Consider the following 14474-nt stretch of genomic DNA (forward strand, 5'->3'; position numbering starts at 1 on the left):
AAAAGTAAATTATTGAATAAATTAAGATTTATTAGCTAATTGACCACAAGCGGCATCAATATCTTTACCGCGACTTCTTCTTACTTTAGCCACGATATTATTTTTTTCTAAAGCCATTATGTAAGCATTTGTAGCTTCTTCCGAAGCTTGTTGAAACATGCCATCATCAATGGGATTGTATTCAATCAAATTTACTTTACAAGGGACATATTTACAGAATTTCACCAAAGCATCAATCGATCTTTTATCGTCGTTGATTCCTTTCCAAACCACGTATTCGTAAGTAATTTTACTTTTGGTTTTTCTGTACCAATATTCCAAACTTTCACGCAAGTCGGTTAAAGGAAAATTCTTCGTAAATGGCATGATTTCGTTTCGAATTTCTTCAACAGCTGAATGTAAAGAAACTGCTAGTTTGAATTTCACCTCATCATCTGCCATTTTTTTAATCATTTTTGGAATTCCAGAAGTGGAAACTGTGATGCGTTTTGGTGACATTCCCAAACCTTCATTCGAAGTAATCATGTCAATCGCTTTCATTACGTTTGGATAATTCATCAAAGGCTCACCCATTCCCATAAAAACGATGTTTGATAAAGGTCGGTCGTAATATAAACGACTTTCGTTATCAATTGCGGCAACTTGGTCATAGATTTCTCCTGGTTCCAAGTTTCTCATGCGTTTTAATCGAGCTGTAGCACAAAAATTACAATCTAAACTACAACCTACCTGCGAAGAAACACAAGCTGTAGTTCGAGTTTCAGTAGGAATCAAAACCGATTCTACGATTAAGTCATCGTGCAAACGAACGGCATTCTTAACAGTTCCATCTTCACTACGTTGTAAAGTATCGACCTTGATGTGATTGATTACAAAGTTAGCTTCTAACATAGCGCGTGTTTCTTTAGACACATTAGTCATGTCTTCAAAAGTATGCGCGCGTTTTTGCCATAACCATTCGTAAACTTGATTGCCACGAAACGCTTTGTCTCCGTTAGAAACAAAAAAGTTACGCAATTGTTCTTTAGTTAGTGCTCGTATGTCTTTTTTCTCGATTTGCATGATGCAAAAGTAATGATTTTAGAAATTAGAATTCAGAAATTAGAAAATTGGATGAATTCTTTTTGTATTTTTGTTAAAAAGAATTTTATGGGAATTCCTGAATTAAAAGAAATTATCAAATTAAAACTTGAAAATGCCGATGAGCGTGTGCTTCGCATTGTAGATTCGGTTTTAAATGAATATTCGAAAGAAACTATTGCTTTTGATTCGAAAGGATATGCCTTAAATTTAGAAGAATACCATTTAAAAGTTGAAGAAGGTTTTGAAGACATTAAAAACAATAAAACTTTTTCTAATGACGAAATGGCCTCAAAAATTCAGCAATTAAAAAAGCAATAAATGATGTTTTCGGTTATTTGGACTTCAAAATCTTTCGAAGATATTTCAAACATACATCATTATCTCACAAACAAAATTTCTATTGAAACTGCAAATAAAATCGTTGACGAGATTTATCAAGCTCCTAATTCGATTACTTTTGTAGAACAATTTCAAATAGATGAATTTCGAAAGGATTGTAGAAGAATTATTGTTAGAAATTATAAAATTCTTTACCATATAAAAGATTCTGAAATATTCATAATTAGAATTTTTAATACATTTCAAGACCCAATAAAAAGTTTATAAAATGCATTTTATATCAGAAGATTTAGAAGATTACGTTGCCAATCATTCCCAAGCGGAACCTGAATTATTAGCGAAATTAAACAAAGAAACCTATCAAAAAATCATGCAACCACGAATGTTAAGTGGTCATTTTCAAGGTAGAGTTTTGAGTATGCTTTCAAAAATCATTCGCCCGAAACATATTTTGGAAATTGGAACGTATACGGGTTATGCTGCGTTATGTTTAGCAGAAGGATTAGCTGAAAACGGAACTTTAGATACGATTGATATTGAAGAAGAATTAGTGGATTTTCAAAGAAAATATTTTGACGCTTCGCCTTGGAAAGACCAAATTTTTCAACATTTAGGTGATGCGGTTGATATTATCCCAACTTTAAATAAAAAATTTGATTTGGTTTTTATTGATGCTGATAAAGAAAATTATGTAAATTACTTTCACTTAATCGTTCCCATGATGAACAAAGGCGGAATTATCCTATCAGACAATGTTTTGTGGAGCGGAAAAGTACTGGAAGAAGTTAAAACAAATGATAAAAGCACACCCGTTTTATTAGAATACAATCAACTATTGAATACTGACCCAAGAGTAGAAACGGTTTTATTGCCTATTCGTGATGGTTTGACGGTTAGTCGTGTTTTGTAATGAAATTGTATTTTTTACCAAAGAACAAATACAATTTATAACATCCAAATCCGAAAATTGCTCCAAATACATAACCCGTAAGAATATCTCCCGGAAAATGCAATCCTAAGTAAATTCTGCTAAAAGCAAAAATTAGTGGAAACAAAAACAACAAATAAGTATGTTTGTAATATTTACGAAGAATTAATACAACAAAAGTTGTTGTTGCGAAAGAATTAGAAGCGTGTCCTGAGAAAAAGCTGAATGAGCTTCTCTTTTCTACTATTCGAGCTATTTGATTAACTTCCAAATCATTACATGGTCGTAAACGTTCGAAAGAATATTTGAATAGATTGGTAATTTGGTCTGTAAACGTAATTAAAGCAGCCAAGAAAAGAATGATGATAAATACATTTTTAGCTTTTTTTAGAAATATTTCATCATTATAATAGGAACGGTAAAAAAATAAAACTATAAATATTCCAATAGGTAAGAAAAGAGCAGATAAAAAATATCTCCAGAAACTAACATTAAAACCTTCTTTTTTAATTACAAGATAAAAAACTGCAATAAAAAAAGGGATCCAATAAATTTGTTTTGTGATAATCATCCAAAAACCATCAAATGGTTCAGAGCCTAATCCGTTTAAAAAAAGGAATAATTCTTTATCTAAGTTAATTAACTGCTCCAAATTACAATTGTCTTTTTACAGGTCCGGTAATACTTTCAATATCTTCTTTTACTTTTTCAATCGGATTTTGAACGTCTAAATTAATGTTTTCCATAGGATTTACCATTTTTGTAATTCCTTCTTTAGCTTTTGCTATTTCTTCAGAAACACCACCCGTTAAAGTATTCATATCTAAACCAGCATCTTGAGTTCCTTTCTGAATTTCACTTTTAATCTCATTTGTGGCATTTTTTAATTGCGCCATACCTTTACCTAAAGCACGAGCAATATCTGGAATCTTATCTGACCCAAATAACATTAAAACAACTAAAATGATGAAAAATAATTCGCCTCCTCCTATTCCAAACATAACGTATTGTTTTGAAAATTAACTTCGCAAAGTTACAAAGTTTTACCCCTAAATTATCTTAAAGTAATCAAAAAAAAGACTATCCAAAGATAGTCTTAATTCTTATTTCTTTTCTAAAGTATCAAATTTTGATTCTGTTCCTCCTTTAGGCCAATAGTTATTTTCAACATCAATATCAGCTGTTTCTAATTTTGGATCTAATTGAATTTTTACCACTTTTTTCTCTGTTGCGAAAACTCTCTTAGCGGTATCATTGTTCTTTCTCCAAATTTGAGCAGGGAATTTTTGAGTTTCACTTGTTCCATCTTCAAATTGAAGTTCAACGATAATTGGCATGATTAATCCTCCTGGTTTTTCAAACTCTACTTCGTAGAAATATTTAGGCGATTTTAACGCATTTTTTTCTTCCGCAGTGTAATTTTTATCTAAATAATCTGCAAGCGCTTGCACATTTTTAGCATCAAATCCTTTTTTCAATTCAGGTTTAAAATCTGGAGCATCTTCTGCAACTAAGTACAACATTGGCTCACCATCGCTAATTTTTCTTCCTCTTCTATTGAACATCGCTTGTGTTTCTTTAGAAGCTTCTGTAGAAACAAAATACTGCTTAACCGATTTTACTCCAATATCTGTATAATCTGTTGAATAGAACCAACCTCTCCAAAACCAATCTAAATCTACAGCCGAAGCATCTTCCATAGTTCTGAAGAAATCTTCTGGTGTTGGGTGTTTGAATTTCCAACGGTTTGCATAGGTTTTGAAAGCATGGTCAAATAACTCTCTTCCCATGATGGTTTCTCTTAAAATATTTAAACCTGTAGCTGGCTTTCCGTATGCATTAGCTCCAAATTGGTAGATATTTTCAGAGTTTGACATGATAGGTTCTAAATATTTTTGATTTCCTTTCATGTAAGGCACAATATTTTTGGCTGGACCTCTTGTTGCTGGAAAATTTGGATCGAAAGAAGTTTCCGTTAAGTATTCTAAGAATGTATTTAAACCTTCATCCATCCAAGACCATTGTCTTTCGTCTGAATTTACAATCATTGGGAAGAAGTTGTGTCCAACTTCGTGGATGATAACTCCTAACATTCCATATTTAATTCTATCACTTACAAATCCTTTTTCATCAGGACGACCGTAGTTCCAACAAATCATTGGATATTCCATTCCTTGATCTTCTGCTGAAACTGAAACGGCTTTTGGATAAGGATAATCAAATGTAAAATGTGAATAGGTTTTTAAAGTATGAGCTACCGCTTTTGTAGATAAATCTCCCCAAAGTGGATTAGCTTCTTTTGGATAAATCGAAATTGCTAAAGGCTTGTTTGTTGGTAAATCAACTGCCATAGCGTCAATTATGAATTTTCTTGATGTAGAAAAACCGAAGTCACGAACATTTTGCGCTTTAAACTTCCATGTTTTCTTTTTGTCTGAAAAACTTTTTTCAGCAGCAATAGCTTCGTCTTGTGTTACAATAATAACAGGCTTATCGAATGTTTTTTCTGCTAATTCCCATCTTTTTACTTGTTCTGGGGTAAAAACTTCGCTTCTATTTTGTAAAACTCCTGTTGCTTCCATAACATGGTCAGCAGGAACTGTAATATTTACTTCGTAATCTCCAAAAACTAAAGCAAATTCTCCTCTTCCCCAAAACTGCATGTTTTGCCATCCTTCAACATCATTATAAACTGCCATTCTTGGAAAAAACTGAGCCATCACATACAAACGATTTCCATCTGGAAACTGCTCATAACCAGAACGACCGTTATTAGCTCCTTCCATGTAATTCACAATATTATACCACCATTTGATTGAGAACGAAATCTTCTCACCATTTTTCAAAGGCTTAGGCAAATCAATACGCATCATGGTTTGATTGATGGTATATTTCATCGAATTCCCTTTAGCATCTTTAACATATTCAATATTAAATCCACCATCAAAAGGTTTATCCATGTATTTCTTTGCAAAACCACTTGTAGAAATGGCTTTGTCCATGTTTTGACTTTCTACTAAAGGCGTTTTAGAATCGGGTCTTTCTATGTTTTGCTCTAATTGTACCCATAAATACTCTAAAGCTTCAGGTGCGTTATTGTAGTAGGTTATTGTTTCAGAACCATATAATTTCTTGTTTTTATCATCTAACTCCAGATTCATTTTATAATCTGCTTTTTGCTGATAATATGCTGGTCCTGGAGCTCCAGAAGCTGTTCTAAACATATTTGGAGTTGCCATTTCATCATACATTTGACGAAACTTATTCTCGTTATAATGTCCAAGCTCTCGCTTTTTTTCTTCTGTTTTTACATCCTGAGCTATAGCTCCAAAAGATATAACTAACGTTAGAAAAGCACTAAATACAATTGACTTTTTCATATAATTGAATTCTTTTTAATAGTCTATTTTTTGATTGGTATCACTATTAGTAAACAAAAAGCTGTTTTTGTTACTATTAACATTCACATGAACTATATTCTGTTGCTCCTTATAAATATCGGTTAGTAACGAATTAAAGATTTCGAAGGTATTTATTTTTTTTGAAACGGCAATTTTAGTGTAAAAAATTAACACATCACCTTCTACTTCTCGAGCTAAATATTCAATGTTTTGCGATTTTTTATTGATAGAAATTTTAATTTTTTCTTTCAAATATTCCTGAATTAGAGCATCTGCATTTTCAATTTCTCTTGAAGATGTTAAGTAAAATTTCTTTTTAAATCTTTTTTCCAATGCTTTTTCTAGGTCGTCAATAAAAATTCGGGAAGTAATTTCTACTCTTTTTTTGTTTGGGACAAAATCAATTTGAGTTACAGACACATAAAATTTATGCCAAGCAAATGAGCTCATCATTACAATCATAAAGATTGGCAAAACAAATCGAAATAAATTCTTTTTCATTTGGTAAAAATAGCAATTATTCTTTTTGATTTTCTGATTTGAATTCTTTTGCTTTTAAAGTTAAATACTGAATAAGTTGCAATTCGTATTCCGATTTTAAAAACAAGGACAAATCTTTAATTGGCATTTCGGCATATTGCAAAAACAATGGAATATCTTTATGTTTAATTTTTAAGGTTTCTACGAAAAAATTATGTGAAAAACGCTCAAACATGTGGTCGGAAAAAGATTTAGATTGAATATCGCGTTCTCTTCGTTCTTCAAAAACACGCTCCGAATGCTTTTTAGAATTTCTATCTTTTGCAAATAAACTCACAATTCCTGCTCCAATTGCTAGAAAATTAAAATTTGAACCATTTGGCGCCAACTGACTTGGCATTGCCGTATTTACAGGAGTTCCTATCCGAACATCATCTTCATAGTACATGACTTTTTTAGCATCAATTTTAGCAAAACCATCACCATAAACTTGAATTCGTTTTATATCTTCTTCTATTATTCCAGTAAGTGTGTAGGGCGTAATTTCTACTTCATTTAACTCGGTAACTCTTACTTGTAATCTAATTTCAAGCTCTTCTAACCAAAAATCCTTATCGGTTAAAATATATTTTTTAGAATCGTATGAAAGTCCTTGAATAAAAAGCGTATCTGTGGCTCTTGCTTTAATTGAAAATTTCCCATCTAAATTAGTAACCGCTCCTACATTTGAAGTAATATTAAAAACCGTTAAATTTTCAACTTCTATTGAATCCGCTACAATTCTTCCTTTCAAAACTTTTCTTTCTACATGTTGTGCTGTTCCAAATTGGAAAATAAAAAAAAAGAAAATAAAAAGTACGTAATTATTTTTCATTTGAAGTCTTATTTGAAATTTCTAGCTCTTTTAATTTTAAATATTCAACTGCTAATTCTGAAAGAACAAAAGTAGCCATCGTTTTATTTTTATCCTTCATTGATCTTGCAAATTTTTCATTTTCAACAATGTAAAACAGAAAACCATCAACATATTCATCAGGAATTTTTAATGTTTCCACGAAATACTTTCTTTCAAAATAATCTGAAGTTTTAGCTTGTAGCATTTCTTTTCTCTCCACTATCACTTCTTTTTTCAAAATAGCGGTTCTTCCGCTTATGGAATTAATCAAACCGTCAACACTCATTCCTCCTAACGGAATTAACAAAGGACTATACCATTTAAATTCTTCTGCCGCAGCAAGCTTACGTTCGGCTGGCGTGTATGTTTTTTGATTGGCTGGAACAATCCCTAGCGCAACAGCATTGATGTTTTTGTAATTGATAATGGCTACTTCCTCTAATTCTGTTATAAGCGATTCCATTTTAATTAATAATAAATCATTTGGGAAATCAGTTTGTTTTATAACATATCGTGTAGCTTTTAAATTTACAGCACTAAATTGAAGCGTATCTGAAACTTTTGCTTTTATTTGAAAATAGCCTCTTGAGTCAGTTACTACTCCATTTCGTTTAGACAAATTAATAACGTGAATTCCTTCCAACAAAGAAGATTCTGAAACTATTTTTCCATTAATAATAGAATCATTTTGTGACAAAACGACTAAAGGAAAAAAAATAAAAAGCAGAAGTAATCGTTTTGCCATAAAGTTTATTTATATGATTTGTAAATTTAAGTGGAAACTTTTAAAATGAAATCCTAACAAGATGATAAACTTATGTTAAGACAAATTTGGTAGCTTTGTAAAAAAATAATCGATGAAAAATATAATTATTGCCAGCACTTCTACTTTACATGGAGGCGAATATTTAGACTATTTATTACCTGAATTGCAATTGTTCTTTTCCAACGTAAAAGAGTTACTTTTTATTCCATACGCAAGACCTAGCGGAATTTCACATGATGATTACACTAAAAAAGTTGGTGAAGCTTTTACAAAAATTAACATCAAAGTAAAAGGAATTCATGAATTTGAAAATCCAACTGAAGCAGTTGAAAAGGCTGAAGGAATTTTTACTGGCGGAGGAAATACTTTTTTATTAGTAAGTCAATTATACAAAAACAATGTAATTGATACATTAGAAAGAGTAGTCAAAAACGGAACACCTTACTTAGGAACAAGCGCTGGAAGTAATATTTGTGGTTTAACAATGAGTACGACGAACGATATGCCAATTATGTATCCTCCAAGTTTTAGAACTTTAGGATTTGTTTCATTTAATATAAATCCGCATTACTTAGATCCTATTGAAGGTTCAACACACATGGGAGAAACGCGCGAAACCAGAATTAATGAATTTCATCATTTTAATCCGCAATCTGTTGTAGGATTGAGAGAAGGAAGTTGGCTAGCTGTAAAAGGCGATTCTGTAAAACTAAAGGGAACGTTAACCGCTCGAATTTTCAAAAGAAATGAAACTCCTATTGAAGTAACCCCAGAAACCGAACTAAAAGATTTGAAATAAAAAAAGCCTTGCAAATGCAAGGCTTTTTTGTGGAGCGGAAGACGAGGCTCGAACTCGCGACAACCAGCTTGGAAGGCTGGAGCTCTACCAACTGAGCTACTTCCGCAGGTGATAATTTTTAAAACTTTATCTTGTTTTGGAGCGGAAGACGAGGCTCGAACTCGCGACAACCAGCTTGGAAGGCTGGAGCTCTACCAACTGAGCTACTTCCGCATAACAAAAGCGTTAACTTTTGTGGGTGCAAATATACTTTAAAAGTTTTGGTAATTGCAAATTTTTTTAAATATTTTTTTCAGAGCTATTGTACTAACTTTACACTGAAATTAACGCTTTTCTCTAAAATATTAACTTTTAACGAGTTATATAATTATGACAATAAAAAAAATCAGTTCGGTTGAAACATATCCTGTGCGACATGAAGTTTTAAGAAACGGAAAACCTATTGAAACTTGCCAGTTTAAAGGCGATGATGATGAAAATACGACTCATTTTGGATTGTTTTTAGAAGATAAACTCGTTGGAATCATCTCCGTTTTTAAAGAAAACAATAATTTATTTTCAGAATTAAATCAATTTCAAATTAGAGGAATGGCGGTTTTAGAAGAATTTCAAGGTAAAGGATTTGGAGCCGAATTAGTAAAAGAAGCTGAAAATCATTGCATTAATCTGAACACAGATTTAATTTGGTTCAACGCAAGAGAAAATGCGGTTCCGTTTTACGAAAAATTAGACTATAAAATTATTGGCGATTCTTTTTTAATTTCCGATGTTGGCATTCATTTTGCGATGTACAAGAAAATACACTAAGAAGATTTTCAATAATTCTTCTTATATTTATATCACAATTGTTGCTCTCTATGAAAAAAATTACTTTTCTACTTCTTATTCTCTCTGTCATTTCTTGTAAAAAGGAACCGTTGCCTATTGCATTTGACAACAGTATTATTAAAGATACCGTTTTAAATGTAATTATTAGACCTGTTCATCCTGATTTGCTTTCGGAAAAATCAGATAGTTTGAAATTGTACTATCAAAAAATGAACTTTCACGAAATTTGGTATCTAGATGAAAACCGAAGAGATTTAATCAATGAAATTAAATTTTGTTACGAAGATGGATTAAATCCAAACGATTATGAAATTAATATTATTGAAGATTTAGAAAGCAAAAGAGCGAAATTAAACGATGAAGACATTGTAAAATATGACATTCTACTTACCGAAACCTTTGAAAAACTTGCGAATCATTTACATAAAGGCAAATTAAACCCGAAAGAATTATATACCGATTGGGATTTAAAACCAAAAGAAATCGCACTTTCCTCATTATTAGAAAAAGGAATTAAAGAGAAAATTATTGCTTCAACTTTTAAAGATTTAAAACCAAATCACATTGTCTATCAATTACTTAAAAAGAGCTTAGTTGAAATTGATAAATTTCCAAATGTTACTTTTGAAAAAATAAGTACAAAAAATAAAATTGTTGTAAACGACACTTTACCCGAAATGGTAAAAATCAAAAAACGTTTAGCCTATTGGAAAGATTATAAAAACAAAGACAGCATCATTACTTGGGCTTACGACACTTTAACCCTTAAAGCGGTAAAACGCTTTCAAGCACGTCATGGTTTGGCTCCTGACGGCGTTATCGGAATTGGAACACTTAGAGCGTTAAACACAACAAAAAACGAACGAATTGAACAAATATTTACCAATTTAGAACGTTGGAAATGGTATCCTTCTGATTTAGGAAAACAATACTTAATAGCAAACATTCCAGATTACATGTTGCATTATGTGATTGATAATGATACAGTAGCTTCGCACAAAATTGTGGTAGGAACTCCAAAAAGAAAAACGCCTATTTTAAGTTCGAAGTTATCTAATTTTGTTTTCAATCCAACATGGACCATTCCTCCTACAATTATTAAAGAAGATTTAACTCCAGAGGCATCTAGAAACCGAAATTATTTTCCTTCGCGAAGATTAACAATATACAACAGTCAAGGAAAAGAAGTAAGTCCGTATGAATGGAATCCTGCAAGAGCTAACAATTACAAATACGTACAAAAACCAGGTTACAATAATTCTTTAGGCTTGGTTAAGTTTAATTTTGCCAATCGTCATTCTGTTTATTTACATGATACAAATCATCGTGATTATTTTGTAAAAACCTATCGTTCATTGAGTTCAGGATGTGTACGAGTTGAAAATCCATTAGTTTTAACCAAACAAATTTTAACGAAAACTAATCCTAACAAATGGGATAACAACGAAATTGATTCTATTATAAAATTAGAGAAAACAAAAACAGTGTCCGTTAAAGACACTGTGAATGTATATTTGTTTTATTGGACGAGTTGGATAGAAAATGACAAACTTCAATTTAGAGATGACATTTATGAACTCGATAAAGTCCTTTTTCAGAAACTAAGAAACTAACTTAGATTTCGCTACATAGTTTCTTGATGGGTGATAAATAAAAATACAAGATTTTCCTTTAATTGTTTGAATCAATTCTTTGTGAATTTCATAAGGAACAGCAGGGCAACCTTGACTTCTTCCTAATCTTCCAGTATTTTTAATAAATGATTTGCTTACATAATCAGCTCCGTGAACCACAACTGCTCTGTTTCTAGCATTATCATTTATTCCGTATTCCATTCCGTCTAAACGTAATGATAGACCGTGTTTTCCTGTATACGTTTCTCCTGTTACATAAAAACCTAAACTACTTTTAAATGATTCACTTGCATTTGAAAAATCAGTAGCATATTCAGAACCAGAATTTCTTCCGTGAGAAACTAACGATTTTAAAATCACTTTTTGTGTTTTCATATCAATTACCCACATTCTTTCTTGAGAAGATGACAAGCTAAAATCAACAATCGTTAAAATTTCGTTTTCTATTTTACCTTGTTGTTTTAATTGTTCATATCCTTCAAAAGCCGCTAAAAAACTTTCAAATGTTGGTAAAGAAAACCCATTAGCATCGATAACTGTATAAAATGATTTACTTTTAGCTTCAAAAGTTGCTTTCGCATTTGCAGCAATTAATTTTGGATCAGTAGATTTAACTTCATTCTTAGTATTTTCTGTTGTATTTAAAGGCTTGAACGAAAAAATGCAAAATAAAATTAGGGGTAAAAATCTGTAAATCATTGTTAATCTTGTAGTTATATTGTTGTTGTAATGCGCCAAATATATTTATTATTTTTAAACCTGCAAACTTTTTTATGTATTTTATCGAAAATTTTAACCTTTCGTCGATTATTCGCACAAAAGTTAAACATTATATAAAAAAAGTAGACATATAATGTAATCCAATATTTTTGCAATCAAAATTCATTACATGACAAACAAATTCGGTATCACAATATTTATTTGCATCGCAAGTTTTCTTTTTTCGTTTTCACAAACTAAGAAAAGTGTTTCTACTAAGAAAACAACTGAAAACATTTCAATTGATGCCGAGTTAAATGAAACTTCTTGGAAAGATGCAGAAATTGCCACAGACTTTGTTTCTTTAGAACCTAAAAACGGAACTCCCATTCCAGAAGAATTTAAAACCGAAGTAAAAATCTTGTATTCAAATGATGCAATCTATATTGGAGCAAAATTATACGATCCTAATCCAGAGAAAATCCTAAAAGAACTTGTTGAACGAGATGAAATCGGCACTTCTGATTTTTTCGGAATTTTTATAAATGGTTATAACGATGGTCAGCAAGAATTTCGATTTTTTGTAACGGCTGCTAACGGACAAATCGACACCAACTTTACTTCTGCAGAAGGTGAAGATGGTTCTTGGAACGCCATTTGGGAAAGCAATGCAAAAATTACCGATTTTGGTTATGTGGTTGAAATGAAAATTCCTTATGCTGCGCTTCGTTTTCCTGAAAAAGACAAACAAACTTGGGGACTTAATTTTTTTAGAGAAGTTAGAAGAGAACGCCAAAAGTATACTTGGAGTCCTATTGATAATAAAATTGGAGCCATTTCGCAGCAAGCTGGAATCTTAACTGGAATAGAAAACATCAAAACTCCTACCCGATTATTTCTAATTCCTTATTCTTCTTTTTACCTTTCTGGAAGTGAGACTCAAAAAACCAAAGGCGAATTAAAAGGTGGATTAGACATCAAATACGGAATCAACGATGCTTTTACTTTAGACGCTATTTTGGTTCCCGATTTTGGTCAAACCAAATTTGATAATGTGGTTTTGAATTTAGGTCCATTCGAACAGCAATTTAACGAAAACCGTCCCTTTTTTACCGAAGGAACCGACTTATTTAGCAAAGGAAATTTATTATATTCGAGAAGAATTGGACAAACCCCTGATTTGAATTTAAACATTGCCGAAAATGAATCAGTAGAAAGTCCAGGCGCCATCAACTTAGTAAATGCATTAAAAATTTCAGGTCGCGATAAAGATGGATTAGGAATTGGATTTTTAAATGCAATTACCGAAAAAACAATGGCAACCGCTACAAATTCTGACGACGAATCTACACGACAAGTAGAAATTGCACCCTTAACTAATTACAATGTAATGGTTTTTGACCAGCGATTTAATCAAAATTCTTCGATAACTTTTATTAACACAAATGTTACAAGAAACGGAAGTTTTAGAGATGCAAACGTAACAGGATTATTATTCGATTTGAACAACAAAACCAATAAATACAACCTTTCTGGAGGATTAAAATCGAGTAGCATTAATGATGTTGAAAATAAAAATGGTTACAACGCTTCATTATATTTTGCAGAAACAAATGGAAAATTTAGATATAGTTTTGGGAGTGAATATATGTCAAAAGATTTCGAAATCAACGATTTAGGAATTAATTTTAGAACCAATTATTATTCGTTTTCAGGAAACACCAACTATCGAATTTTAAATCCAAACAAAACCTTCAATACCTTTAGAATCAACTTAAATTCTTACTTTGAATTTTACACACCTACGAATCAAATTCAATCAAGTAATTTCAATGTAAACTTAAATTCTACAAATAAGAAAAATCATTTTTTTGGTGGAGGAATTAACTTCAACCCATTTAAAAATTATGATTATTATGAGCCTCGTGTAGCTGATAGGTTTTTTGTAAACCCAACAAATATTGGTGGTTGGTTTTATTTTTCATCAAATTACAACAACAAATTTGCTATCGATTTTGAGCCTTTTATAACACATGTAATCAACGAAAATAGATACGAAGCTGGAGTAAATATTAGTCCAAGATATCGTTTTAGCGATAAGTTTTCGTTAGTTTATGGTTTTAATTATTTCAAACAAAAAAATGATATTGGTTTTATTGATTTTGAAGACTCTAACATCATTTTTGCTCGAAGAGATAGAGATACTTACACCAATTCTATAACCAGTAAATTTTCAATTAGTAGTGTAATGAATTTCAATTTATCGGTTAGACATTATTGGTCATTGGCAGAAAACAATAAAATCAATAATTTGAACGAAGATGGAAGTTTATCACCAAACACTACTTATTCAGGCAACCGAAACTCAAACTTTAGCACCTGGAATTTAGATTTAAGTTACTCTTGGTGGTTTGCACCAGGAAGCCAAATGTCTATTTTGTACCGAAATAATGCTAATACTTTTGATAGAGAAATAAACAAAGATTTTGGTTCCAACTTTTCCAATTTATTTGAAGACAATATGAATCATGTTTTATCAATTAGTGTTCGTTATTTCATCGATTACAACCAAGCCAAAAACTGGATTCGAAAAGGATAAATCACTTAATCGTTTTCGTAATT

Annotated in this window: 15 protein-coding genes and 2 tRNA genes; 7 read left to right on the top strand and 10 right to left on the bottom strand. The window is 31.4% G+C overall.

Annotated features, from left to right (window positions below):
• Positions 1 to 21: 21 nt before the first annotated feature.
• On the bottom strand, positions 22 to 1062 hold the full coding sequence (gene rlmN, locus B0I03_RS03355) for a 23S rRNA (adenine(2503)-C(2))-methyltransferase RlmN (RefSeq protein WP_111566059.1): 1041 nt from the start codon (positions 1060 to 1062) through the stop codon (positions 22 to 24).
• 12 nt (positions 1063 to 1074) lie between these two features.
• Here rlmN and B0I03_RS03360 point away from each other — a divergent pair, with 12 nt between their 5' ends.
• The 3 genes from B0I03_RS03360 to B0I03_RS03370 are packed head-to-tail and all read left to right on the top strand — an operon-like array spanning position 1075 to position 2332.
• Positions 1075 to 1401 (top strand): hypothetical protein, encoded by a 327-nt coding sequence (locus B0I03_RS03360; protein ID WP_111566060.1) that lies wholly within the window; start codon positions 1075 to 1077, stop codon positions 1399 to 1401.
• Complete coding sequence (locus B0I03_RS03365; protein WP_111566061.1) at positions 1402 to 1689, top strand: type II toxin-antitoxin system RelE/ParE family toxin; 288 nt, start codon at positions 1402 to 1404, stop codon at positions 1687 to 1689.
• Between the two features lies 1 nt (position 1690).
• The gene (locus tag B0I03_RS03370; RefSeq protein ID WP_111566062.1) at positions 1691 to 2332 is read left to right on the top strand and encodes an O-methyltransferase; all 642 of its coding nucleotides are present in this window, start codon (positions 1691 to 1693) and stop codon (positions 2330 to 2332) included.
• On the opposite strand, the gene B0I03_RS03375 is transcribed toward B0I03_RS03370, so the two are convergent.
• The 6 genes from B0I03_RS03375 to B0I03_RS03400 all read right to left on the bottom strand — a co-directional run bounded on the left by B0I03_RS03375 (position 2316) and on the right by B0I03_RS03400 (position 7871).
• Complete coding sequence (locus B0I03_RS03375) at positions 2316 to 3002, bottom strand: phosphatase PAP2 family protein (protein ID WP_111566063.1); 687 nt, start codon at positions 3000 to 3002, stop codon at positions 2316 to 2318. The genes B0I03_RS03370 and B0I03_RS03375 overlap by 17 nt on opposite strands.
• A gap of 1 nt (position 3003) precedes the next feature.
• Complete coding sequence (locus tag B0I03_RS03380) at positions 3004 to 3351, bottom strand: Sec-independent protein translocase subunit TatA/TatB (RefSeq protein ID WP_111566064.1); 348 nt, start codon at positions 3349 to 3351, stop codon at positions 3004 to 3006.
• A gap of 102 nt (positions 3352 to 3453) precedes the next feature.
• Complete coding sequence (locus tag B0I03_RS03385) at positions 3454 to 5730, bottom strand: M1 family metallopeptidase (protein WP_111566065.1); 2277 nt, start codon at positions 5728 to 5730, stop codon at positions 3454 to 3456.
• Between the two features lie 15 nt (positions 5731 to 5745).
• Positions 5746 to 6252, bottom strand: coding sequence for a DUF6702 family protein (locus tag B0I03_RS03390; RefSeq protein ID WP_146603251.1), 507 nt, complete (start codon positions 6250 to 6252; stop codon positions 5746 to 5748).
• Positions 6253 to 6268: 16 nt separating this feature from the next.
• On the bottom strand, positions 6269 to 7105 hold the full coding sequence (locus B0I03_RS03395) for a hypothetical protein (protein ID WP_111566067.1): 837 nt from the start codon (positions 7103 to 7105) through the stop codon (positions 6269 to 6271).
• Complete coding sequence (locus tag B0I03_RS03400) at positions 7095 to 7871, bottom strand: carboxypeptidase-like regulatory domain-containing protein (RefSeq protein ID WP_111566068.1); 777 nt, start codon at positions 7869 to 7871, stop codon at positions 7095 to 7097. Before B0I03_RS03400 ends, B0I03_RS03395 begins: the two co-directional genes overlap by 11 nt.
• 112 nt (positions 7872 to 7983) lie before the next feature.
• Here B0I03_RS03400 and pepE point away from each other — a divergent pair, with 112 nt between their 5' ends.
• Positions 7984 to 8691 carry a dipeptidase PepE gene (gene pepE, locus B0I03_RS03405; protein ID WP_111566069.1) on the top strand — a complete coding sequence of 236 codons (708 nt, stop codon included), beginning with the start codon at positions 7984 to 7986 and terminating at the stop codon, positions 8689 to 8691.
• 30 nt (positions 8692 to 8721) lie between these two features.
• On the opposite strand, the gene B0I03_RS03410 is transcribed toward pepE, so the two are convergent.
• Positions 8722 to 8797 (bottom strand) — tRNA-Gly (locus B0I03_RS03410).
• 31 nt (positions 8798 to 8828) lie between these two features.
• Positions 8829 to 8904, bottom strand: a tRNA-Gly gene (locus B0I03_RS03415).
• 156 nt (positions 8905 to 9060) lie between these two features.
• Between B0I03_RS03415 and B0I03_RS03420 the strand changes: the two genes are divergently transcribed.
• Entirely contained in the window at positions 9061 to 9498 is a 438-nt protein-coding gene (locus B0I03_RS03420) for a GNAT family N-acetyltransferase (protein WP_111566070.1), read from the top strand.
• 50 nt (positions 9499 to 9548) lie between these two features.
• Entirely contained in the window at positions 9549 to 11132 is a 1584-nt protein-coding gene (locus B0I03_RS03425) for a L,D-transpeptidase family protein (protein ID WP_111566071.1), read from the top strand.
• On the opposite strand, the gene B0I03_RS03430 is transcribed toward B0I03_RS03425, so the two are convergent.
• Positions 11121 to 11852 carry a murein L,D-transpeptidase catalytic domain family protein gene (locus B0I03_RS03430; RefSeq protein ID WP_111566364.1) on the bottom strand — a complete coding sequence of 244 codons (732 nt, stop codon included), beginning with the start codon at positions 11850 to 11852 and terminating at the stop codon, positions 11121 to 11123. The genes B0I03_RS03425 and B0I03_RS03430 overlap by 12 nt on opposite strands.
• A gap of 190 nt (positions 11853 to 12042) precedes the next feature.
• Here B0I03_RS03430 and B0I03_RS03435 point away from each other — a divergent pair, with 190 nt between their 5' ends.
• On the top strand, positions 12043 to 14451 hold the full coding sequence (locus B0I03_RS03435) for a DUF5916 domain-containing protein (RefSeq protein ID WP_111566072.1): 2409 nt from the start codon (positions 12043 to 12045) through the stop codon (positions 14449 to 14451).
• The last annotated feature ends 23 nt before the right edge of the window (positions 14452 to 14474 follow it).

Origin of the sequence: Flavobacterium aquaticum (assembly GCF_003259835.1) — a bacterium.
GTDB classification, from domain to species: Bacteria; Bacteroidota; Bacteroidia; order Flavobacteriales; family Flavobacteriaceae; genus Flavobacterium; species Flavobacterium aquaticum.

Coding starts and splice junctions, on each gene's coding strand:
- B0I03_RS03420 (WP_111566070.1), top strand. CDS start 9,061: ATGACAATAAAAAAAATCAGTTCGGTTGAAACATATCCTGTGCGACAT.
- B0I03_RS03365 (WP_111566061.1), top strand. CDS start 1,402: ATGATGTTTTCGGTTATTTGGACTTCAAAATCTTTCGAAGATATTTCA.
- B0I03_RS03425 (WP_111566071.1), top strand. CDS start 9,549: ATGAAAAAAATTACTTTTCTACTTCTTATTCTCTCTGTCATTTCTTGT.
- B0I03_RS03360 (WP_111566060.1), top strand. CDS start 1,075: ATGATTTTAGAAATTAGAATTCAGAAATTAGAAAATTGGATGAATTCT.
- rlmN (WP_111566059.1), bottom strand. CDS start 1,062: ATGCAAATCGAGAAAAAAGACATACGAGCACTAACTAAAGAACAATTG.
- B0I03_RS03400 (WP_111566068.1), bottom strand. CDS start 7,871: ATGGCAAAACGATTACTTCTGCTTTTTATTTTTTTTCCTTTAGTCGTT.
- B0I03_RS03385 (WP_111566065.1), bottom strand. CDS start 5,730: ATGAAAAAGTCAATTGTATTTAGTGCTTTTCTAACGTTAGTTATATCT.
- B0I03_RS03370 (WP_111566062.1), top strand. CDS start 1,691: ATGCATTTTATATCAGAAGATTTAGAAGATTACGTTGCCAATCATTCC.
- pepE (WP_111566069.1), top strand. CDS start 7,984: ATGAAAAATATAATTATTGCCAGCACTTCTACTTTACATGGAGGCGAA.
- B0I03_RS03390 (WP_146603251.1), bottom strand. CDS start 6,252: ATGAAAAAGAATTTATTTCGATTTGTTTTGCCAATCTTTATGATTGTA.
- B0I03_RS03430 (WP_111566364.1), bottom strand. CDS start 11,852: ATGATTTACAGATTTTTACCCCTAATTTTATTTTGCATTTTTTCGTTC.
- B0I03_RS03395 (WP_111566067.1), bottom strand. CDS start 7,105: ATGAAAAATAATTACGTACTTTTTATTTTCTTTTTTTTTATTTTCCAA.
- B0I03_RS03435 (WP_111566072.1), top strand. CDS start 12,043: ATGACAAACAAATTCGGTATCACAATATTTATTTGCATCGCAAGTTTT.
- B0I03_RS03380 (WP_111566064.1), bottom strand. CDS start 3,351: ATGTTTGGAATAGGAGGAGGCGAATTATTTTTCATCATTTTAGTTGTT.